Source organism: Streptomyces sp. UW30, from assembly GCF_008042075.1.
In the GTDB taxonomy this organism is placed as follows: domain Bacteria; phylum Actinomycetota; class Actinomycetes; order Streptomycetales; family Streptomycetaceae; genus Streptomyces.
Genome location: NZ_RDBN01000033.1, coordinates 503,989 through 524,796, shown reverse-complemented (window position 1 = coordinate 524,796; position 20,808 = coordinate 503,989). Strand labels below are relative to the sequence as shown.

15 protein-coding genes are annotated in these 20,808 nt (G+C 71.5%); 4 read left to right on the top strand and 11 right to left on the bottom strand.

Going from position 1 to position 20,808, the window contains the following annotated elements:
• Positions 1–198: 198 nt before the first annotated feature.
• The gene (locus EAO75_RS17665; RefSeq protein ID WP_147996000.1) at positions 199–1,203 is read left to right on the top strand and encodes an esterase/lipase family protein; all 1,005 of its coding nucleotides are present in this window, start codon (positions 199–201) and stop codon (positions 1,201–1,203) included.
• Between the two features lie 78 nt (positions 1,204–1,281).
• Here EAO75_RS17665 and EAO75_RS17660 read toward each other — a convergent pair whose 3' ends face one another.
• The 3 genes from EAO75_RS17660 to EAO75_RS17650 form a co-directional block, all read right to left on the bottom strand.
• On the bottom strand, positions 1,282–2,403 hold the full coding sequence (locus tag EAO75_RS17660) for a diaminopropionate ammonia-lyase (RefSeq protein ID WP_147995999.1): 1,122 nt from the start codon (positions 2,401–2,403) through the stop codon (positions 1,282–1,284).
• An 81-nt stretch (positions 2,404–2,484) separates the two neighbouring features.
• Positions 2,485–3,726 carry a DUF418 domain-containing protein gene (locus tag EAO75_RS17655; protein WP_147995998.1) on the bottom strand — a complete coding sequence of 414 codons (1,242 nt, stop codon included), beginning with the start codon at positions 3,724–3,726 and terminating at the stop codon, positions 2,485–2,487.
• A 150-nt stretch (positions 3,727–3,876) separates the two neighbouring features.
• A complete protein-coding gene (locus tag EAO75_RS17650; RefSeq protein WP_147995997.1) occupies positions 3,877–4,386 on the bottom strand; it encodes a hypothetical protein in 510 nt (169 codons plus the stop codon).
• Positions 4,387–4,673: 287 nt separating this feature from the next.
• Here EAO75_RS17650 and EAO75_RS17645 point away from each other — a divergent pair, with 287 nt between their 5' ends.
• From EAO75_RS17645 to EAO75_RS17635, 3 genes are all read left to right on the top strand, one after another.
• Positions 4,674–5,339 (top strand): response regulator, encoded by a 666-nt coding sequence (locus tag EAO75_RS17645; RefSeq protein ID WP_147996057.1) that lies wholly within the window; start codon positions 4,674–4,676, stop codon positions 5,337–5,339.
• Positions 5,336–6,460 carry a sensor histidine kinase gene (locus EAO75_RS17640; protein ID WP_147995996.1) on the top strand — a complete coding sequence of 375 codons (1,125 nt, stop codon included), beginning with the start codon at positions 5,336–5,338 and terminating at the stop codon, positions 6,458–6,460. Before EAO75_RS17645 ends, EAO75_RS17640 begins: the two co-directional genes overlap by 4 nt.
• Positions 6,461–6,547: 87 nt before the next feature.
• On the top strand, positions 6,548–8,050 hold the full coding sequence (locus EAO75_RS17635; RefSeq protein WP_147995995.1) for a serine/threonine-protein kinase: 1,503 nt from the start codon (positions 6,548–6,550) through the stop codon (positions 8,048–8,050).
• A 36-nt stretch (positions 8,051–8,086) separates the two neighbouring features.
• On the opposite strand, the gene EAO75_RS17630 is transcribed toward EAO75_RS17635, so the two are convergent.
• The 8 genes from EAO75_RS17630 to EAO75_RS17595 all read right to left on the bottom strand — a co-directional run bounded on the left by EAO75_RS17630 (position 8,087) and on the right by EAO75_RS17595 (position 20,795).
• The gene (locus EAO75_RS17630) at positions 8,087–8,689 is read right to left on the bottom strand and encodes a sarcosine oxidase subunit gamma (RefSeq protein WP_147995994.1); all 603 of its coding nucleotides are present in this window, start codon (positions 8,687–8,689) and stop codon (positions 8,087–8,089) included.
• The gene (locus EAO75_RS17625) at positions 8,682–11,918 is read right to left on the bottom strand and encodes a sarcosine oxidase subunit alpha family protein (protein WP_147995993.1); all 3,237 of its coding nucleotides are present in this window, start codon (positions 11,916–11,918) and stop codon (positions 8,682–8,684) included. Before EAO75_RS17625 ends, EAO75_RS17630 begins: the two co-directional genes overlap by 8 nt.
• 28 nt (positions 11,919–11,946) lie before the next feature.
• Positions 11,947–13,179 (bottom strand): sarcosine oxidase subunit beta family protein, encoded by a 1,233-nt coding sequence (locus EAO75_RS17620; RefSeq protein WP_147995992.1) that lies wholly within the window; start codon positions 13,177–13,179, stop codon positions 11,947–11,949.
• A 31-nt stretch (positions 13,180–13,210) separates the two neighbouring features.
• Positions 13,211–14,071, bottom strand: a complete 861-nt coding sequence (locus tag EAO75_RS17615; protein WP_147995991.1) for a bifunctional methylenetetrahydrofolate dehydrogenase/methenyltetrahydrofolate cyclohydrolase — start codon at positions 14,069–14,071, stop codon at positions 13,211–13,213.
• Between the two features lie 36 nt (positions 14,072–14,107).
• Positions 14,108–16,546, bottom strand: coding sequence for an FAD-dependent oxidoreductase (locus EAO75_RS17610; protein WP_147995990.1), 2,439 nt, complete (start codon positions 16,544–16,546; stop codon positions 14,108–14,110).
• Positions 16,547–16,727: 181 nt separating this feature from the next.
• Positions 16,728–17,696 carry an ABC transporter substrate-binding protein gene (locus tag EAO75_RS17605; protein ID WP_147995989.1) on the bottom strand — a complete coding sequence of 323 codons (969 nt, stop codon included), beginning with the start codon at positions 17,694–17,696 and terminating at the stop codon, positions 16,728–16,730.
• A gap of 13 nt (positions 17,697–17,709) precedes the next feature.
• Complete coding sequence (locus EAO75_RS17600; protein ID WP_147995988.1) at positions 17,710–19,710, bottom strand: ABC transporter permease; 2,001 nt, start codon at positions 19,708–19,710, stop codon at positions 17,710–17,712.
• Positions 19,710–20,795 (bottom strand): glycine betaine/L-proline ABC transporter ATP-binding protein, encoded by a 1,086-nt coding sequence (locus EAO75_RS17595; RefSeq protein WP_147995987.1) that lies wholly within the window; start codon positions 20,793–20,795, stop codon positions 19,710–19,712. Before EAO75_RS17595 ends, EAO75_RS17600 begins: the two co-directional genes overlap by 1 nt.
• Between the last annotated feature and the right edge of the window lie 13 nt (positions 20,796–20,808).

Here is a 20,808-nt window from a genome sequence, read left to right as displayed (position 1 = left end):
AGGGACGGCCGGCCAGGCACCGCGCTCGCGAGGAGGCCCCCGCGCCCGGCGAATTGCCTTTGATATTCCTGGGCTGGACGGATGAAAGCGGCCTGCTCCATATGAGGTGCCGCGAGCGGCTGTTGAGGTCTGTGCGGATCCGCTCCTCGATCATCTTCGCGTCGGCGCCCGGCCGGCGATGAGATGAGGAGTGGCCCGATGTCGAATCGGATTGTTTCCCGGAGCCGGTGGAACCGGCGGCGCGCCAGGTGGGCCGCGGTCTGCGCGGGCCTCGCCCTGTCGCTGACCGCCGGACCCCGGGGTGCGGCGGCAGCATCCGAGGACCCGACGCCGCCGCGGCCGTTGAGCCGGATCCTCGACGTCACCACCGCCGTGGCCGGAGGGCTCCTCCACCCGCAAGCGCCTCCGTCCGGGGCCAACGACTGGAGTTGCCGTCCCACGCGCAAGCACCCCCGCCCGGTCGTGCTGCTGCACGGGTCCGCGGCGAACGCGTTCAACAACTGGGGCATGATGTCGCCCTGGCTGAAGCAGCAGGGATACTGCGTCTTCGCCCCCAACTACGGTGGGCCGCCCGGCAGTCCGTTCCAGGCCACCGGTCCCGTCCGGGACTCGGCCCGGCAGGTCGCCCGCTACGTCGACCGCGTCCTGAAGGCCACCGGCGCCCGCCAGGTCGACATCGTCGGACACTCCCAGGGCGGCGGTCCCACGCCCCGCTGGTATCTGCGGTTCGAGGGCGGCACGAACCCCAAGCACCCCGACCGGAACAAGGTGCGCAGCCTCGTCGCCCTCGCTCCGTCCAACCACGGCGGGAACATCTCCGGCATCGGCACGCTGACGACCCGGCTCGGTCTCAACCCCGCCGTGTCCGCCGTCGTCGGGCAGGCCTGGTCGGACCAGATGGTCGGCTCCGGGATGAACAGGACGCTCGACCGGGACGGCGACACCCAGCCAGGCGTCCGCTACACCGTCATCGCCACGCGGTACGACGCGTTCGCCACCCCGTACCGGAACAACTTCCTGACCGCGGGACCGGGCGCGACCGTGCGGAACATCCTGATCCAGCAGATCTGCAAGCAGGACCTCGCCGACCACCTGTCGCTGGCGTACGACACCAACGCGGCCCAACTCGTCAGCAACGCCCTCGATCCCGCTCACGCACACCCCGTCCGCTGCGGACTCGCGCTGCCCGTGCTCGGGGGCTGACGCGAGACGCCTCAACTGCGTTTCCCGGAGGGCACTTTCCTGCGGCTCCGCTACCGCGCGACGTGACCGGCCCGAGGGTCAGGCAACAGGATTGGAGTGCGGGTTGGCTGCCGTGCCCTCGGTGCTGAGCAGTACGACCACCGAGGTCACGTCGAGTCCCAGTGCCGTACGGCGCTCCGCGCATCCCGTGCCGGTGAGGACCGCCCGTGTCCCGGCGAGCGTGGCGGCTCCGCAGGGGCCCGAGTTGACGCCGAGGGCGGCGAGGCGGTCGGCGGCGCGGGCACTGTCGGCGTCGGGGACGGCGACCGCGGCGTCCAGCCCGCCGTACAGGTACGGCCAGGCGATGCTGGACGGGGTTCCGCAGTTCAGCCCGGCCATGATGGTCTCGCCGGTGGTGACGCTGACGGGTTCGCCGAGGGCGAGGCTGTGCAGGACGCAGGCCGCGTTCTCCGGTTCCACCGACAGCAGCGCGGGAGCCCGCCCGCGGGGGCGGCTGCGGTAGTGGGTGACGACGGCCTGGGCCAGCGACCCCACGCCCACCGGCACGGCGACGAGGTCGGGGCCCGCGGCGACCCCGTGAGCCGCCAGTTGCTCGTCGATCTCGGCGCAGAGGGTGGCGTAGCCCTCGACGATCCAGCCGGGGATCCGCTCGTAGCCGGGCCAGGCGGTGTCCTGGACCAGGACGGTGTGCGGCGCGTCGGCCGCCTCGGCGGCGCGGCGTACGGCCTCGTCGTACGGGCCGGATACCTCGGTGACCTGCGCCTGTTCGGCGGCGATGGCGGCCACCGCCGCCGGGTGCACGCCCTGCGGGACGAAGATGTGGGCGCGCTGCCCGAGCAGGCGTGCGACGCGGGCCACGGCCCGGCCGTGGTTGCCGTCGGTGGCGGCCACCAGGGTGACGGGGCCGGGCTCTTCAGCGCCGTCGGCGTGCTCGGCGAGGGTGCGGTGGATCGCCCAGGACGCGCCCAGCACCTTGAACGCGGGCAGCCCCAGACGGCACGACTCGTCCTTGACGAAGACCCGGCCCACCCCCAACTCCGTTGCCAGTTGCGGTAGTTCGATCAGTGGGGTGGGTGAGTGGCCGGGCAGTGCGGCATGGAAGGCGCGCACCTCGGTCGGTGCCGGTGCGCACCGCCATGTGCGGGCGCCGGTGCGCACGATCCATGGCGGTGCGTGAAGGGGGGAACGGTTGTCGGACACAGGATCAGGGTCCGACGGGCACGTGCAGTCGGTCCAGCGAATGTTCTCGACCTATGGCCATCGGAATTGCCGATCGGTGGGTCATCGGATCAGTTCGGCGGGCTTGGTGGCCTTTCCGAGCAGCCACTCCAGGGGGCCGCGGCGGAAGCGGCGTGACCAGAGGGCGGCGAACACGGTCATGGCCGCGATGAAGCCGAGCAGCACATGGAGGGCGGGTCCGGGCAGTTCCTCGATGCCGAGGAAACGGATGGCGGCTATGTGGAGGACATAGGCGGTCAGGGACATCGAGCCGACCGCGATCACCGGGCGGGCGAGGCGGTGGAAGCGGGGGAAGGCGTCCACGGCGGCGAGGCAGCCGACCAGGACCGCGATGGCAACCCCGGTGTTGGCCACGATCGACAGGGTCGTCTCGCTGTGCGGCGAGGCGACCAGGAGCCCGGCCGGGGTGCTGCCGTCGGGGTAACCCCAGGTGTCGGACCACCAGGCCGACGAGACCGTGCTGCCACCGCCCCAACTGACCTCGCTCAGCCGCGACATGGCGCCGGGGACCAGATGAAGGGCCAGCCAGGAGCCGGCGTAACCGAGTACAGCGAGGCGGACACCGGTGAGTGCGAGGCGTACGCGGACGGCGGTGGCGGCGAGGTCCAGCCGGGCCACGGCCATGCCGGCGATGACGAAGGGGATCCAGGTCAGAGCCGGGTAGCTGCCCGTGAACAGCAGCGAGACGATGCCGTCGGCGTCCGCGGGCCAGGCCCAGATGCCGGCGGCGCCGTCCGCGGGCAGCGCGTGCTGGACGACGTACAGGATCTGTGGCAGCACCAGTGCACCGGCGGCGGCGATGATCGCCAGCGCGCGGGCGCCGAGCCGGTGCAGCGGCAGGACGAGCAGGAAGTACAGGCCGTAGAAGGCGAGGATCACCTCGACGGAGGTGCCGATCATGGTCAGCGCGGTGCCCAGCGCCAGCAGGACGAGTGCCCGGATCACCACCTTGGCGACCGCCTGGCGGCCCGCGCGGCCCGTCTTCGGGGTACGGCGGCCGGTCATCAGCATGATCGAGAAGCCGGCGAGGAAGGCGAACAGCGCGGAGGCGCGGCCGTGCGCCAGCTCCATGACGTGGCCGGTGAAGCCGCCCTGGGACGGGTCGGGGCCGACGTGGGCCGCGTACATGCCGAAGACCGCGAGCCCGCGCGCCAGGTCGACGCCGATGAGGCGGCCGGTCGAGGACGGTGGGCTCTGCGCGGGCCCGGCGGGTGTGGTCCGGACCGTCCCGGGACGGGGCACGGTCGGCGCCGCGAGCACGGAGTCGTCTGCGTTCTGGGTCATGCCTCCACGCTGGCGATCGGCCCGGGCCCGCAGTATCCGGCGACCGTCCGGTCCTCCCCCGCCACCCGGCGGGTCGACCCCCTGCCGGACAGAGACCCGACCGATGGCGTCGCGCCCCGCCGGACACGGCCCGGCCGGTGGCGTCGCGCGCTACTTGATCAGGGCATTGGCGACCACCACGACCACGCCCAGCAGCGCGTCCGCGCAGCCGATCGCGAGTGCCGCGCGCCAGGTCCGGCCGCGGGCGCGGGCGGTGGACAGGCCCCAGGCGAAGAGGAGGGCGATGTTGAAGCCGAAGGCCACGTACTCGATGCCGGCGGAGCGCCACCAGCCCCAGCCCGCGCCGAGCAGGATCACCAGCGTGGGCAGGGTGGCCACCACGAGCGGCCATTCGCCGGCCAGTGCCCGCAGTGCGCCGGGCACGCCGCGTCGGGCGGTGTCGCCGCGCCGGGCGATGAGGTGCGCGTATCCGTGCGCCAGGGCCGAGGCGACGGCCGTGATCAGCAGCCACCGGGCGTCGTAGAGCCGCTCCTCACGTGCCGTCTCCCCGTACTGCGTGAGCGCGGCGACCAACGAGCTGGCCAGTACGGCCCCGTACACACCTCCGAACAACACGTTCGGCTGTACCGCGACTCGTCGCAGGGCGGGGGACATGGACATGAGAGCCTTCCTCGGGAGTGGGGTTGCGGGCACAAAGGCCGGTCTCCCAGGAGACCCGGTACGCGCTCGTGGGGACCATCCCTCGCTCTTCCGGAACGACCCCGTCGGCCGGTCACCGCGCGTCCCCCGTACGGCGGGAACCCACCCCCCGGGTGGCGGGAGTGTCCCGTCGGCCCGCCTCACCAGGCGTTTCCCGCTCTACCGTCGAAGCGGTGACAATCGACACCGACGTGCGGCCTGAGACGTACGCACAACGACGACGAGGCGGAGCGCACGTGATCCGGGTCATGGTGGTGGACGACGAGGCGCTGGTGCGCTCCGGCTTCGAGTTGATCCTGAGCGCGGCCGACGACATCGAGGTCGTCGCGACCGCGGTCGGCGCCGAGGCGGTCGACACCGTACGGCGGGAGGGTCCCGACGTCGTGCTGCTGGACATCCGGATGCCGGACGTGGACGGGCTGACCGTGCTGGGGCAGCTGCGCGCCCTTGCGGAGCCGCCGGTGGTGGCGATGCTGACGACCTTCGACGCCGACGAGTACATCCTCACCGCGCTGCGCTCCGGCGCGGCCGGCTTCCTGCTCAAGGACACCGAGCCCGACCAGCTCGCCCAGCTCGTGCGCACCCTGGCCGCGGGCGGGGTCGTGATGTCGCCGAAGGCGTCCCGCGCCGTCTGGCAGAGCCACCCGGGGGCCGCGGCCGTCGACGACGAGGAGACCGCGCGCGTCGGCAGGCTCACCGACCGCGAGCGCGAGGTGCTCGTGCTGATCGCGGAAGGACTGTCCAACGCCGACATCGGCGCCCGCATCCACCTCAGCGCGGGCACCGTCAAGGACCACGTCAGCGCGATCCTCACCAAGCTGCGGGTCGGGGGCAGGGTGCAGGCGGCGCTGCTCGCGCAGCGGGCCGGACTGCTCGACGACGAGGGGCAGCGCCGCCCGGGATCAGGGCGATGACCGCGGCCAGGGCGTGGTGGGCGCGGATCCCCGATCCGGTGATCGACCTGGTGGTCGTCGCGGTCGCCGTCGTGGACGCCCTGGTCAGCCTGGAGGACGAGAGCCGTCTCGTCGTGGCGATGGCCGCGCTGGCCTGTGTCGCGCTCGTGGTGCGGCGGCGCTTCCCGTTGCCGGTGTTCCTGCTGACCCTCCCGGCCAGCCTCATGCTGGACATCGTGTTCGCCCCGTTCGCGGCCCTGTTCACCCTGGCCGAACGGTCCCGCGACCGGCGTCTGCTCGGCGTCTGCGCCGTGCTGTTCGCGGTCGCCTCCGCCGCGCCCTGGCCGCTGAGCGACCTCACCTCGTACGACCGCACCTGGACCCTGGTCTACTTCTTCTACACGCTGGCCACGGCCGCGGCCCCCGTGCTGCTGGGCCAGCTCGTCCAGGCCCGCCGGGACCTGGCCCGGCGTCTCGTCGAGATCGAGGATGCGCGTGAGCACGAGCGGCTGCTGCACTCGCAGGCCGTCCTCGCCCGGGAACGCGCCCAGCTCGCCCGCGAGATGCACGACGTCGTCTCCCACCAGGTCAGCCTGATCGCCGTACAGGCCGGTGCCCTCCAAGTCGCCGCGAAGGACCCGGACTTCAAGGAGGGCGCCCGCACCATCCGCTCCCTGAGTGTCGACACCCTCGACGAACTGCGGCACATGGTCACGCTGCTGCGGGCCTCCGGTGGCCGGGCCACCGAGCTCACCCCTCAGCCGACCCTCGCCGACCTGCACAAACTGGTCACGACCAGCGGCATCGACGCGGAGCTGACCGGTGACCCGCCTCCCGACGTCAGCTCCACCGCGCAGCGCGCCGTCTACCGAACCGTCCAGGAGGCCCTCACCAACGTCCGCAAGCACGCCCCCGGCGCCACTGCGGTCGTCGGGCTGTGGCACGCCGACGACGGCGACGCCTTCGGCGTGACCATCACCAACACACCGCCGGCCCGCCCCTCACTGCCGCTGCCCGGTTCCCAGCAGGGCCTGGTCGGCCTGAGGGAGCGCGCCGAGCTCCTGGGCGGCACGTTCGAGTCCGGTCCCACGGCCGACGGCGGCTACGAGGTGAGCCTGCGCATCCCGGCGCGGACGGGCTGACGGCGGCCTGCGGACCTCTCAGGGACGTCGGCTACTGTGCAGGGCGAAGTGTGACGAAGAGGGGCAGAGCAGGCGGAGGACAGGGCTGTGGCGGACGAGGGACGGCTGGTCGCCGGGCGATACCGGCTTGTCGAGCGCGTCGGCAGCGGCGGTATGGGCACGGTGTGGCTGGCCAAGGACGAGGTGCTCGCCCGCCGGGTCGCGCTCAAGCGGCTCCACCCGCAGCCGCACCTGTCCGACGCGGAGGTCGCCACGCTCTACGAGCGCACGCGCCGCGAGGCACGCAGCGCCGCCCGGGTGGTCCACCCGAACGTGGTCGTGGTGCATGACGTCGTCGAGGACGACGGACGGCCCTGCATCGTCATGGAGTACGTGCCCGCGCCGACCCTCGGCGACGTCCTCAAGCACGGCCGCACCCTGCCGCCCGGGGAGACCGCCCGTATCGGGCTGGGCATGATCGCGGCCGTGCGGGCCGCGCACGCCGCCGGAGTCCTGCACCGCGACATCAAGCCGGGCAACGTCCTGCTCGGCGCCGGCGGCCGGGTGGTCCTCACCGACTTCGGTATCGCGCAGACCGCGGGCGCGTCGACGCTCACGCAGACCGGCGAGATGGTCGGCTCCATCGACTTCATGGCCCCGGAGCGCATCCGCGGACACAAGCCCGGCCCGTCCTCCGATCTGTGGTCGCTGGGCGCGACGCTCTACCAGGCGCTCGAAGGGCGCCCGCCCTACCGTCGGGACACGGCCATGGAGACCGCGTACGCCATCGCCGTCGACCCGCTGGAGCCGATGCGCCGGGCCGGTCCGCTGGAACCGCTGGTCGAGGTCCTGCTGGCGAAGGACCCCGAGGACCGGCCCACGGCGGAGCAGACGGAGCGGGCCCTGCACGCCGCCCGGTCCGGCGGCTCGACGACCACCCGGCCGGTCGCCGTGGCGGATGACCGTCCCGAGGGCATGCCGGTCGCGGCGCCGCCCCAGCCCGCGCCCGGGAAGGGCAGCCGCCGGGGCCGGAGGCGAGGGCGCCGCGCTCTGGTGGCCGTCGCGGTCACCTTGGCGGCGTTCACCGCGGCCGGCACGCTCTACGTCACGTCGCACCGAGGCGACGGTGACGCCGCGATCTCGACGCCGACCCGGTCCGCCTCGCCCTCCCCCGTCCCCGACGGCTACCGCCTGGTCCGCGACGAGCGGCTCGGCGTCTCGTTCCCCGTGCCGAAGGGCTGGAAGCTGAGGAAGGGCGCGACCGACGAGGTCACGTATACCGACCCGACCGGCCTGGCCGGCCTCACCATCGGCATGGTGGACCCGGCCGGCTCGCACCCCGTCGAGCACTTCAAGGACATCGAGGCGAACACCAAGGCCAACTACCCCACGTACCGCAGGCTGCGCCTGCAGAAGACCACGTTCAGGGACAAGCCGGCCGCGGTGTGGGAGTTCACCTTCCAGGGCCGCGCCCGCGGCTTCCGGGCCATCGACCTCGGCTACGGCACCGCGGGCGGCCGGGAGTACGACATCTACCTGTCGGCACCGGACGCCCAGTGGGACACGTACCGTCCTGTCTTCGACAACGTGCGCGACGGGTTCACGGACTGACGCGCCGAACGCGCTGAACGTCACATCGCATGACGCTCAGACGTACTCCGTCGCCGCGTCGAGCAGCCAGTCGGCCAGATAGCCGGCGAACGACGCACGCACCAACACCCAGAATCCGGCCCTGGGTTCGTCCCGGGCGACCAGTACGACCTGAGTGCGGCCCAGTGTCGTCTGGGCGCAGTGCCCGGAGCCGAAGGACCGCGGATGCAGGTCCAGGGAACAGCCGTGGGCCAGCAGATCGTGGGCGCGGGGGCCGGTCACCAGCAGCGTGGTGCGTTGTGCGGAGACGTCGGTGACCGAGACCGGCTCGTCCCCCGCCGCCTCCCGGATCCGGCTCTCCAGGTCCCGTTCGCCGCCCGGCGGTCCCACCAGGAGCCATTCGTCCGGGCCGAGCCACAGCGCGGTCAACTCCCCCGCGCGGACGACGGTGTTCGGCTGGAGGGGCAGCTGGAGGTCCAGCGCCAGGCCGACGGCTTCCGCCGCGGCTCCCTTGGCGTCGAGGCGCACATTGAGCTGGGTGAGGAAGGGGAGTTCGGCCAGCCGGATCGCGCCCCGGGAGCTACGGGTCACGGCGGCAAGGCGATCCGCGACCGGCGACAAGGGGCTGCGGAGCGGGACGGTCGGGGCGTTGTCAGCCATCGCGGCGGGCTCCCTCGGGGTCGTAGAGGACGGGGCTTGCGACGGTCACGGGGACCAGTTGGTCGCCCACGGGGGCGTACAGCCGCTCGCCCATGCGGTCCCGGCCGCCCTTGATCAGGGCGAGCGCGAACGTCCGGCCGAGGGCCGCGCTGCGATAGCTGGAGGTGACGTGGCCGAGCATCGGGACGGGCGGGATCGGCAGCACGCCCTCGGCGATCAGATGCGTGCCCTCCGGGAGGAAGGTGCCCGGGTCGTCGGGGAGGAGGCCGACCAGGTGCTTGCGGTCGGGGCGGGCGGTGTCGGCGCGGGCGTGGGAGCGCTTGCCGATGAAGTCGCGCTTCTTCTTCGACACCACCCAGCTCATGCCGAGGTCCTGGGGGGTGACGGTGCCGTCGGTGTCCTGGCCGATGATCGGGTAGCCCTTCTCGGCCCGCAGGACATGCATGGTCTCGGTGCCGTACGGGGTGATGCCGTACGGGGCACCCGCCTCGTGCACCGCCTCCCACAGGGCGAGTGCCTGCCACGGTGACACGTTGATCTCGTAGGCGAGTTCACCGGAGAAGCTGATCCGGCAGACCCGGGCCGCGATGCCGGCGACGGTCGTCCCGCGCCAGGCCATGAACGGGAAGTCGACATTGGCCACGGCCAGTTGGGGTGCGAGCGTGCCGAGTACGTCGCGGGACTTCGGGCCGACCAGGGCGATCGTGGCCCACTGCTCGGTCACCGATGTGCAGTGGACCTTCAGCTCGGGCCACTCCGTCTGGTGCCACTCCTCCATCCAGTCCAGTACGGCGGCCGCGTTGCCCGTCGTCGTGGTGACCAGGAAACGGTCCTGGGCGACGCGGATGACCGTGCCGTCGTCGAAGACCATGCCGTCCGGGCGGCACATGACGCCGTAGCGGATCATGCCGACCTTCAGGGTGCTCATCATGTTGGTGTAGAGCCGGTCGAGGAAGGCGGCCGCGTCCGGGCCCTGTACGTCGATCTTGCCGAGGGTGGAGGCGTCCATGAAGCCCACGCTCTCGCGGGTCGCCCGGCACTCACGCAGTACGGCGGCCTCCATGTCCTCGCCGTCCTGCGGGTAGTACCAGGGGCGCTTCCACTGGCCGACGTTCTCGAACAGGGCGCCGCGCGCGACGTGCCACGCGTGGAGGGCGGTCGTACGGACCGGGTCGCTGAGCGCTCCGCGGTCACGGCCTGCGAGGGCGGCGAAGGAGACCGGCGTGTAGGGCGGGCGGAACGTGGTCGTGCCGAGTTCCGAGATGTCCACGCCGAGCAGCTCGGCGACGATGCCACTGGCCAGGACGCCGGAGGTCTTGCCCTGGTCGTTGGCCGTGCCGGCCGTGGTGTAGCGCTTGGTGTGCTCGACCGAGCGCAGGCCGGCGCCGGTCGCGCGGGTCAGGTCGTCGACGGTGACGTCGCGTTGGAGGTCGACGAAGCGCGGGGCGTCCGCGTCACCCGGGACGACGTACACGTGCATGGGCGGCGTACGCCGCGGTTGCGCGYCCGGCGCCGGGAGGCGGGGCGTCTCGGGCGGGTAACCCTCGGCCTCGACGGCACGGGCGCCTGCCGCCGCGCCCTGCGCCAGGGCCGTGGCCAGGTCGAATACGCCGCTCGCGGCGCCCGCGACCTCGACCGCCTGGCGGCCGCCGTCGGGGACGAAGGAGCCGAGCGCCTCGTCGTAGTGCAGTGTGCCGCCGGACTGGCTGAACAGGTGCGCCACCGGGTTCCAGCCGCCGGAGACCAGCAGCAGGTCGGCGGCGAACTCCCGCCGCCCCACGGACTCTCCGTAGGGGGCGACGGTCACGGCGGTGACGCGTGCCTCGCCCTGGGTGCCGATGACCGCGTGCCCGGCCAGCACCTCGATGCCGGCCGCCCGCGCGCGCTCGGCCCACTCCCCCGGTTCGGGACGGGTGTCGACGATGGCCGTGACGGCCAGGCCGGCCGTGGTGAGGTCCAGGGCCGCGGCGTAGGCGCTGTCGTTGGTGGTGAAGACGACCGCGTGGCGGCCGGGCAGGACGCCGTGGCGGTTGACGTACGCACGGGCCGAGGCGGCCAGCATCACTCCGGGGCGGTCGTTGTCCGCGAAGGCGAGTGAGCGTTCGTGGGCGCCGGTGGCGAGGACGACTCGGCGGGCGCGGATGCGCCAGACGCGTTCGCGGGCGACGCCTGCGGGGGCGGCGGCGCCGAGGTGGTTGGTGCGGCGTTCGACGGCGAGGAGGTGGTTGTCGTCGTAGTGGCCGAAGACGGTGGTGCGGGGCAGGACGCGTACCTCGGGGGCGGTGGCGAGTCGTCCGGCGACGTCCGCCACCCAGTCGAGGTGCTCGCCGGTACCGAGGAGGCTGCCGCCGGGCTCCGATTGGTCGTCGGCCAGGATGACGCGGGCGCCGCTTGTCGCTGCCGCGGCTGCGGCGGCGAGGCCTGCGGGGCCCGCGCCCACGACGAGCAGGTCGCAGTGGGCGTGTACGGCGTCGTAGCGGGCCGGGTCGGGTTCCGTGGCCAGGCGGCCCTGGCCGGGGAGGCTGCTTGCGGCCAGGCCGTCGTACAGCTCGACCGTCGTCGCGGGGAGCATCGGCTCGGGGAAGGGTGCCTCGATCTGGACGACCGCGTTGGGTTCTTCGGCGCCGGCGGAGAAGATGCCTCGCGGGCGGCCGAGCTTGATGCTGGTGCCTGCCTGGATGACGCCGTTGGCGAGGAGGGCCGACGCGAGGGTGTCGCCTCGGTAGCCCTGGTATTCGGTGCCGTCGAAGGTGAACGTGAGGGGGGTGTCGCGGTCGATCCTGCCGCGGGTGGGGTGTCGGAATGTCTCGCCCCCGCCGCCCCTGCCCTTCCCGTCCTGAAGGGGCTCCGCCCCTTCGACCCCGCCAGGGGGCTCTGCCCCCTGGACCCCCGTCGGCCCTGAACGGGCCTCGTCCTCAAACGCCGGACGGGCTGGAAGTACCTGGCTCGGCTGGGATGTGACCGGACGTTCCTCGCCCGATCGGTACACCGTCAGGATCTCATTCGTGGACGTGTCCCGTACCGCGTTGAACCAGCGGCGGCAGCCCGCCGCGTGGGTCCAGCGTTCCGCGAAGGGGCCCTTGGGGTTGTCGCGGAAGAAGAGGTATCCGGCCCACTCCTTGTCGGTGAGGGACGCCGGGTCCTGCGGGTACGGCACGTGGGCCTGGCCGCCGTAGTGGAACTCGGCCTCGTCGCGGGGCCCGCACCACGGGCAGGGGATGAGCAGCATGGATCGGCTCCCAAAGCGTCCAGTGGTCCTAGTGGGCCACCGCGGCCGCGCCGTGCTCGTCGACGAGCGCGCCGGTGGTGAAACGGTCGAGCGAGAAGGGGGCGTTCAGGCCGTGCGGGGTGTCGTTGGCGATGGTGTGGGCGTAGACCCAGCCGACGCCCGGGGTGGCCTTGAAGCCGCCCGTTCCCCAGCCGCAGTTGAGGTAGAGGTTGTCGACCGGGCTGAGGCCGATGATCGGCGAGGCGTCCGGGCTGACGTCGACGATCCCTCCCCAGGTGCGCAGGACGTGGGCACGGGCGAAGACGGGGAAGAGTTCGAGGGCCGCCGACATCTGCTCTTCGATGATGTGGAAGGCGCCGCGCTGGGTGTAGGAGTTGTACGCGTCGATGCCCGCGCCCATGACCAGTTCGCCCTTGTGCGCCTGGCTGACGTATACGTGGACGGCGTTGGACATGACGACCGTGGGGTGGACCGGCTCCAGGAGCTCCGAGACCAGGGCCTGCAAGGGGTGGCTCTGGAGGGGGAGTTCGATGCCGGCCATGGCGGCGAGGACCGAGGTGTGGCCGGCCGAGCACAGGGCCACCTTGCCCGCCGCGATGGGGCCCAGGTTCGTCCGGACGCCGACCACCCGGCCGCCGGCCAGGTCCAGGCCCGTGACCTCGCAGTTCTGGATGATGTCGATGCCGGCGGCGTCGGCGGAGCGGGCGAGGCCCCAGGCCACGTGGTCGTGCTTGGCGATGCCGGCGCGGGGCTGGTAGGTGGCGCCCAGGACCGGGTAGCGCACGTCCGGGGAGGTGTTGACGATCGGGCAGACTTCCTTCACGCCGTCCGCGTCGAGCCACTGCGCGTCCACGCCGTTGAGGCGGTTCGCCTCCACGCGGCGCACGCTGTCACGGACGTCCTGGAGGCTGTGGGCCAGGTTCAGCACGCCTCGCTGGGAGAACAGGATCGGGTAGTCGAGCTCCTCCGCCAGCCCCTCCCACAGCTTCAGCGCATGCTCGTAGATGCCGGCGCTCTCGTCCCAGAGGTAGTTGGAGCGGATGATCGTGGTGTTGCGGGCCATGTTGCCGCCCGCGAGCCAGCCCTTCTCCAGCACGGCGACATTGGTGATGCCGTGGTTCCTCGCCAGATAGTGGGCGGTGGCCAGGCCGTGTCCGCCGCCGCCGACGATCACCACGTCGTACGACCGCTTCGGCTCCGGGGTGCGCCACAGCCAGTCGGGGTGTTCGGGGAGGTCGGCGCCGGGCGTGCGGGGGCTCATCGGACGGCTCCGCCCTTGGGCAGGGACAGGTTCATACGGTGTTCGCGTTCCTCTCGGCGGCCTCGACGACGTTGGCCAGCAACATGGCGCGGGTCATGGGGCCCACGCCGCCCGGCATGGGCGCGAGCCATCCGGCGACCGCCGCGGCCTCCGGGTGTATGTCGCCGGCCAGCCCGTCGGCGGTGCGGGTGATGCCGACATCGAGGACCGCCGCGCCGGGGCGCAGCATGTCCTTGGTGATCAGTCCGGGCGAGCCGGCGGCCGCGATGACGATGTCCGCCTCGCGTGTGTGCCAGGCCAGGCCCTTCGTGCCGGTGTGGCACAGGGTGACGGTGGCGTTCTCGGAGCGGCGGGTCAGGAGGAGACCGATCGGGCGTCCGACCGTGATGCCCCGGCCGATCACGCACACCCGTGCTCCGGCGAGCGGTACGTCGTGGCGGCGGAGCAGTTCGACGATGCCGCGCGGGGTGCACGGCAGCGGGGCCTCGACGCCCAGGACGAGCCGGCCGAGGTTGACGGGGTGCAGGCCGTCGGCGTCCTTCGCCGGGTCCATGCGTTCCAGGACGGCGCCCGCGTCCAGGTGGCGCGGGAGCGGGAGCTGGACGATGTAACCGGTGCAGTCCGGGTCGGCGTTGAGCTCGTCGATGGTCTCCTCGACCTGCCGCTGCGAGGCGTCGGCGGGCAGGTCCCTGCGCAGGGAGGCGATGCCGACCTGGGCGCAGTCGCGGTGCTTGCCGGCGACGTAGGCGTGGCTGCCGGGGTCGTCGCCGACCAGGACGGTGCCGAGGCCCGGGGGCCGGCCGACCGTGGCGGTCAACTTGGCGACGCGCTCGGCGAGTTCGCGGCGGATGGCAGCGGCGGTCGCCTTGCCGTCGAGCAGCTGTGCGTTCACCTTCGGTGTTCCTTCCCTGGGCGGCGACGCTGGGTGTCAGCCACGGAGGCGGGACATGGTGGGGTCGAACAGGGGCTCCTCGGTGACGACCGCCTCGACGCGCCGGTCGAAGTAGCCGATGTGCACGGCCTGGCCGGGGGTGGTGAGCTCGGCCGGGAGCCATGCGTAGGCGATGCCCTTGCCGATGGTGTAGCCGTAGGCGGCGCTGGTGACATAGCCGACCGCGCGGTCGCCGTCGTACACCGGCTCCTTGCCCATGACGACCGACCAGGGGTCGTCGATGGTGAGGCAGGTCAGTTTGCGCCGCACGTCGGACCTACGGCGCTCCAGCGCCGCCTTGCCGATGAAGTCGTCCTTGTCGAGCTTGACGGCGAAGCCGACGCCGGCCTCGTAGGGGTCGTGCTCGTAGGTCATGTCGGTGCCGAAGGAGCGGTAACCCTTCTCCAGGCGCAGGCTGTTGAAGGCTCCGCGGCCTGCGATGACGCCGCCGAGCGGCTGGGCCGCCTGCCACAGGGTGTCCCACAGTTTCAGGCCCTGGTCGGCGGTGGTGTAGAGCTCCCAGCCGAGTTCGCCGACGTAGGACAGCCGCATCGCCGTCACCGGGACGCTGCCGATGTGGGCGCGCTTGGCGCGGAAGTACTTCAGACCGTCGTTGGAAAAGTCCTCGTCGGTCAGGGGCTGCAGGACCTTGCGGGCCAGCGGGCCCCACAGGCCTATGCAGCAGGTGCCCGGGGTGATGTCACGGACCTGGACCGTGCCGTCGGCCGGGAGGTGGCGGGTGAACCAGTCGAGGTCGAGGTTGCCGTTGGCGCCGACCTGGAAGAGATCACGGCCGAGGCGCGCGACGGTGACGTCGCTGCGGATGCCGCCGTCGTGGTCGAGGAGCAGGGTGTACGTGACCGAGCCGACGGACTTGGCGACCTTGCCGGAGCACAGGCGCTCCAGGAGCTGCGCGGACCCGGGGCCGCTGACCTCCAGGCGCTTGAGGGCCGTCATGTCGTACAGGGCGACCGTCTCGCGGGTGGCCTGCGCCTCGGCGCCGACGATGGGCGTCCAGTACTGCGCGGCCCAGTCGTTGGGGGTGGGGATGCTGCGGCCTTCGACGAGGGGGGCGTTGGCCTCGTACCACTGCGGGCGCTCCCAGCCGTTCGCCTCCAGGAAGAACGCGCCGTGCTCCTGCTGGCGGGGGTGGAAGGGGCTGGTGCGGATCGGGCGCGGGTCCCCGGAGGGCTGGAGGGGGTGGAGGATGTCGTAGACCTCCACGAAGTTCTGGCAGTCGCGGGCCAGGACGTACTCCGGGGACAGCTGGTGCGGCTCGAAGCGGTTGACGTCGCACTCGTGCAGGTCGAAGGACGAGCAGTGGCCGTCGACCAGCCATTCGGCCATGGCCCGGCCCACGCCCGCGGAGTGGGTGACCCAGACTGCCTCGGCGACCCAGAAGCCCTTGACGTCCGGGGACTCGCCGAGCAGCGGGAAGTTGTCGGTGGTGAAGGAGAACAGGCCGTTGATGCCCTCTTCGACCTTCGCCTCGCGCGTCGCGGGGAGGAGGGACTGGGTCTCGGTCCAGGCCGGCTCGAAGTCCTCCTCGGTGAACTTCAGGACGGACGGCATGTCGTCGGCCTCGTCGACGGAGAGGATCTCGTCGGCGGAGATCGGCATCGGGCGGTGGCCGTAGTAGCCGATGCCGATGCCGTCGAAGCGGTCGCGGTAGTAGAGGTCGGCGTCCTGGTGGCGCAGGATCGGGCGGACCGCCTCCTGCGTCTGACCGGCGAGGGCCGGGWCGGGGCCGGTCCAGGCGAGCTGGTGGGCGAGCGGGGTGAGCGGGAGGTTCATGCCGGCCATGCGGGCGATCTTCGGGCCCCAGATGCCGGCGCAGCACACGACGATGTCGGCGGGGATCTCGCCCTGGTCGGTCAGGACGCCCGTCACCTCGCCGTCGGCCCGCAGCACGTCGAGGACCTCGTGCCGGGCGAGGAAGCGCACGCCTCGCTCGGTGGCCCGGCGGATCTGGGCCTCGACGGCGAGGACCGCCTTGGCGAGGCCGTCGGTGGGGACCAGGAGGCCGCCGAGGACCCGGTCGCGGTTGACCAGCGGGTGCTGCTCGACGCACTCGTCGGGGGTCAGCAGACGGGACTCGATGCCCCAGGCGGTGATCCAGCCGTGGCGGCGGTGCAGTTCCGTGAGGCGCTCGGGGCTGGTGGCCACTTCGAGGCCGCCGACCTGGAGGAAGCAGGGCTTGCCGTCGACTTCGAGGGAGCAGAACTTCTCGACGGTGTAGCGGGCCAGTTCGGTCATGGTCTTGGAGGAGTTCGTCTGGAAGACCAGGCCCGGGGCGTGCGAGCTGGAGCCCCCGGTGGCGGGGAGCGGGCCCTGGTCGACCACGGTCACCTCGGTCCAGCCTCGCGCGGAGATCTCGTCCGCGAGGGCCGCACCGACAACTCCCGCTCCGATGATGACCACTCGGGGTCCCGCCATCGCCGCACCTCCGGTTCAGTTGCTTCGTACGCAACGTGATTCAGGTTGCGCAACTCAATGTGCCTGGCGTGCAGGTGGGTGTCAAGGGGTCCGCGACCTCGGGAAACGCGCCCGGAAACGGCAATGCCCGGTGGGCGGTGCGCGTCCCGTGCGCACCGCCCACCGGGCATCCGTGTAGGGCCTACTTGATCCAGGCGTCCACCTTGTCGCGGTTGGCCTCGACCCACTTCTTGGCCGCCGCCTCGGGGGCCATCTTGTCCACGGCGATGTACTTCGCCACGACGTTCTGGTCGTCGTTGGTCCAGGTGAAGTTCTTCACCAGGTCATAGGCCGGGCTGCCCGACTTGGCGAACTTCGCGCTGACGATCTTGTCCAGCTCGTACACGGGGTAGTCGCAGTTCACCTTCTCCGTGTCGGCGTCGCAACCCTCCTTGTACTCGGGCAGCTTGACCTTGACGAGCGGTACCTCGGACATGAACCACTGCGGCTCGTAGAAGTAGCCGATCACCCATTCCTTGTTCTTCTCCGCCTTGCGGAAGGCCTGGATGAGCGCGGTCTCACTGCCCGCGTACACCACCTTGTAGTCCAGCTTCAGGTTCTTCACCAGCGCCTCGTCGTTGGTGACGAACGACGGGTCGCCGTCGAGGAGCTGGCCCTTGCCGCCGGACTCGGACGTCTTGAACTCGGCCGCGTACTTGTCGAGGTTGTTCCAGTCGGTGATGTCGGGGTGCTCCTTGGCCAGCCACGGCGGCACGTACCAGCCGATGAGCCCCTTGTTGCCGGTCGCGCCGGCCTCGACGGCCGTCTTCTGGTCGGTGATGTACTTCTTCTTCAGGTCGTCGTGGCCCCAGTTCTCGATGACCGCGTCGACCTCGCCGGTCCCGAATCCCTGCCAGGCGATCTCTTCCTTCAGGTCCTTCTGGGTGACCTTGCAGCCGAGGTCGTGTTCCGCGACGTAGGCGACGACCGCCGCGTTGGCCTCGTAGCCCACCCACGGGTTGACCGCGAGGTTGAAGGTGCCGCACTTGCCGGAGTCGCCCGAGCCGCCGGAGCCCGCGGAGTCGTCGCCGACCTTCGCGCCGCCGCATGCGGTGAGGGTGAGGCCGAGGACCGCTATCGCGGCCGCCCCGGCCCGCCAGTGTCTTGCCATGGTGTGGTGCTCCTTATGCGCTGGTGCGGCGAGCCGCAGCCTGAGTGATCCGGTCGAACATGACGCCGAGAAGGACGATGGCGAGCCCCGCGGCGAGTCCCTTCCCGTACAGCTGTCCCTGGGAGAAGCCGGCCACGACGTCGTAGCCGAGGGCACCCGCCCCCACCAGGCCGCCCACCACGACCATCGCAAGGACGTAGATCAGGCCCTGGTTGGTCGCGAGCGTCAGGGCGCTGCGCGCCATCGGCAGCTGGACCTTGGTGATGATCTGCCAGGTGTTGCACCCGGCGGCGGTGGCCGCCTCCACGGTGGTCGCGGGCACGTTCCGCACCCCGTCCGCGATGATCTTCATGGCGACGGGGGCCGCATAGACGACGGCGGCGACGATCGCCGTGAAGCGGGTCGCGCCGAACAGCGCGAGGAACGGCACCAGATAGACGAACGGCGGCATGACCTGGGCCGCGTCCAGGCTGGGCCGCAGCAGCCGGTCGACGAGGGCGCTGCGTCCCATCCACACGCCGAAGCCGGTGCCGAGCAGCATCACGAGCACCGTGGCGACAACGGTCGACGCAAGGGTCGTCATGCTGTCGGACCAGACGCCGGTGGCGACCAGCAGGCCCACGCACACCGCCGTGGTGATGCCGGCGCGCCAGCCGCCGAGGACGACGCCGAGCGCGATCAGGGCCGCGCCGACGAGCCACCACGGGGAGTCCGTGAGCAGTGTCTGGAAGGGGTTGAGCAGACCGTTGGTGATGGCGTCGCGGATCGCGTTGGTGAGACCGGACAGGTTGTCCTGTGCCCAGGTGGTCACGCTGTCGGCGCCACTGGAGATGGCGCTGCCGGTGCCTCCCTCGCCGGGGAACTCCGCCGCCCACAGATAGGTGTGGGAGAGGTAGATCAGGACCACCGTGAGCGCCGCGCCCGCCCCGAGGAGCGGGCGGCGCCAGGTCTGGAAGCGGTTCTTCGAGCGCCGGGCCGCCTCCTCGCGTCCGCTCGCCGCGGTGGTGACGCGGTCCAGCACGATGGCCATGACGACGATGGCGAGGCCCGCGTTGAAGGCGGTGCCGACGTCGAGCGACTGCAGGGCCTGCACGACGGTCTTGCCGAGGCCGGGCGCGTCGATCAGGGCGGCGATGGTCACCATGGCCAGGGCGGCCATGATGGTCTGGTTGACGCCCATGACCACGGTCCGCTTGGACATCGGCAGCAGCACCTTCATCAGGGTCTGCCGTCGGGTGGCCCCCAGCGAGTCGGCCGCCTCGACCGTGGTCGCCGGCACGGAGCGGATGGCGTGCGCGGTGATACGGATCGCGGGCGGCGCCGCGTAGATGAGCGTGGCGATGGTGGCGGWGGCCGGGCCGATGAGGAAGAACAGGGTCAGCGGGGCCAGGTAGACGAAGGTCGGCATCGTCTGCATGAAGTCCAGGAAGGGCGTCATGATCCGGTTGAACCGGTCGGACAGCCCCGCCCAGATTCCCAGCGGGATCGCGAACAGCAGCGCCACGAACACGGCGCAGACGATGAGCGCGAGGGTGTCCATGCTCTCCTGCCACAGGCCCTGCAGGCCCAGGAAGGTGAAGCCGGCCACCGCCAGCAGCGCGACCCGCCAGTTGCCCACGGCCCAGGAGACATAGCCGGCGATGCCGACGACACCGAGCCAGCCGATCTGCGGGACGGGGCGGTCGGCGCCCGGCTGGGAGATCAGCTCCTGGACGAAGGTGACCAGGGAGTCGATGACGAGCCGGATCTCGTTGAAGAAGTACAGGAAGAGCGGGTTGGAGTTGCGGTTCGCGCCGATCGAGTCGTTGACGTCGTTGAACCACCGGTGCAGATCGGTGAGGTCGGCCGCGGCCAGGGACAGGGTCTGCTTTCCGCGCAGGACGGCGAACAGCACGAGCCAGACGACGAATATCGCGGCCACGACCATGGACCGGGAGACCTTGAACGCGCCCTTGGCGGGGGCGGGTTGCTCGACGCTTGTGGTCTTCTCGGGTTTCTCGACGGTGACGGTCATCACGCGTCGCCTTCCGTCCCGGCGACCACGGCGAGGATCTCCTCGTCGCCGACGATGCCGAGCAGCTTGCCGTTCTCGACGACCTTGACCGGCTTGTCGGCGGCCAGCACGGCCCGGGTGGCTTCCCGTACCACGACGTCCGGTCCCAGCTCGGGGCCGTCCAGGGCGTCGCCGTCCGCCGGCGGGCGCATGATCCAGCGCAGGGTCAGCACATCGGCGCGCTGGACGTCCTTGACGAACTCGCGGACGTAGTCGTCCGCCGGGGCGCCGACGAGTTCGTCGCCGGTGCCGCACTGGACCATCTTGCCGTCGCGCATGATGAGGATGCGGTCGCCCAGCTTGAGGGCCTCGGAGAGGTCGTGGGTGATGAACACCATCGTCTTGCCGACCTCGTGGTGCAGCCGGATGACCTCGTTCTGCATGTCCCGGCGGATCAGCGGGTCGAGTGCCGAGAACGGCTCGTCGAAGAAGAGGACGTCCGGGTCTCCGGCCAACGCCCGGGCCAGGCCGACGCGTTGCTGCATGCCGCCGGAGAGCTGGTCGGGGTAGGAGTTCTCGTAGCCGGCGAGGCCGACCAGTTCGACGACCTCCTGGGCCCGCTTGACGCGCTCGGCCCTGCCCATGCCCCGGATCTCCAGACCGAACGCCACGTTCTCGACGACGCGGCGGTGGGGCAGCAGACCGAAGTGCTGGAAGACCATGGAGAACTTGCGGCGCCGCAGGTCGCGCAGGCGCCCCGCGTCGGCCTTGCGGATGTCCTCGCCCTCGAAGACGACCTCGCCGGCGGTGGGTTCGATCAGCCGGGTCAGACAGCGCACCAGGGTGGACTTGCCGGAGCCCGACAGGCCCATGACGACGAAGACCTCGCCGGGCGAGACGTCGAAGTGCACGTCGCGTACGGCGGCGGTACAGCCGGTGCGGTCCATCAGCTCGCGGCGGGTGAGGCCGCACAACTCCTCGGATTCCGGCACCTGGTCGGCCTTCGGGCCGAACACCTTCCACAGCCTGCGCACGGAGATGACCGGGGTGGAGCCCGAGTCCTGGGGCGTGCCGCGCCGCTGCGGCACCTCGGTCTGTGTGGTCACGTTCGACCTTCTT

Coding starts and splice junctions, on each gene's coding strand:
- EAO75_RS17640 (WP_147995996.1), top strand. CDS start 5,336: ATGACCGCGGCCAGGGCGTGGTGGGCGCGGATCCCCGATCCGGTGATC.
- EAO75_RS17650 (WP_147995997.1), bottom strand. CDS start 4,386: ATGTCCATGTCCCCCGCCCTGCGACGAGTCGCGGTACAGCCGAACGTG.
- EAO75_RS17645 (WP_147996057.1), top strand. CDS start 4,674: ATGGTGGTGGACGACGAGGCGCTGGTGCGCTCCGGCTTCGAGTTGATC.
- EAO75_RS17655 (WP_147995998.1), bottom strand. CDS start 3,726: ATGACCCAGAACGCAGACGACTCCGTGCTCGCGGCGCCGACCGTGCCC.
- EAO75_RS17630 (WP_147995994.1), bottom strand. CDS start 8,689: ATGGCTGACAACGCCCCGACCGTCCCGCTCCGCAGCCCCTTGTCGCCG.
- EAO75_RS17620 (WP_147995992.1), bottom strand. CDS start 13,179: ATGAGCCCCCGCACGCCCGGCGCCGACCTCCCCGAACACCCCGACTGG.
- EAO75_RS17605 (WP_147995989.1), bottom strand. CDS start 17,696: ATGGCAAGACACTGGCGGGCCGGGGCGGCCGCGATAGCGGTCCTCGGC.
- EAO75_RS17665 (WP_147996000.1), top strand. CDS start 199: ATGTCGAATCGGATTGTTTCCCGGAGCCGGTGGAACCGGCGGCGCGCC.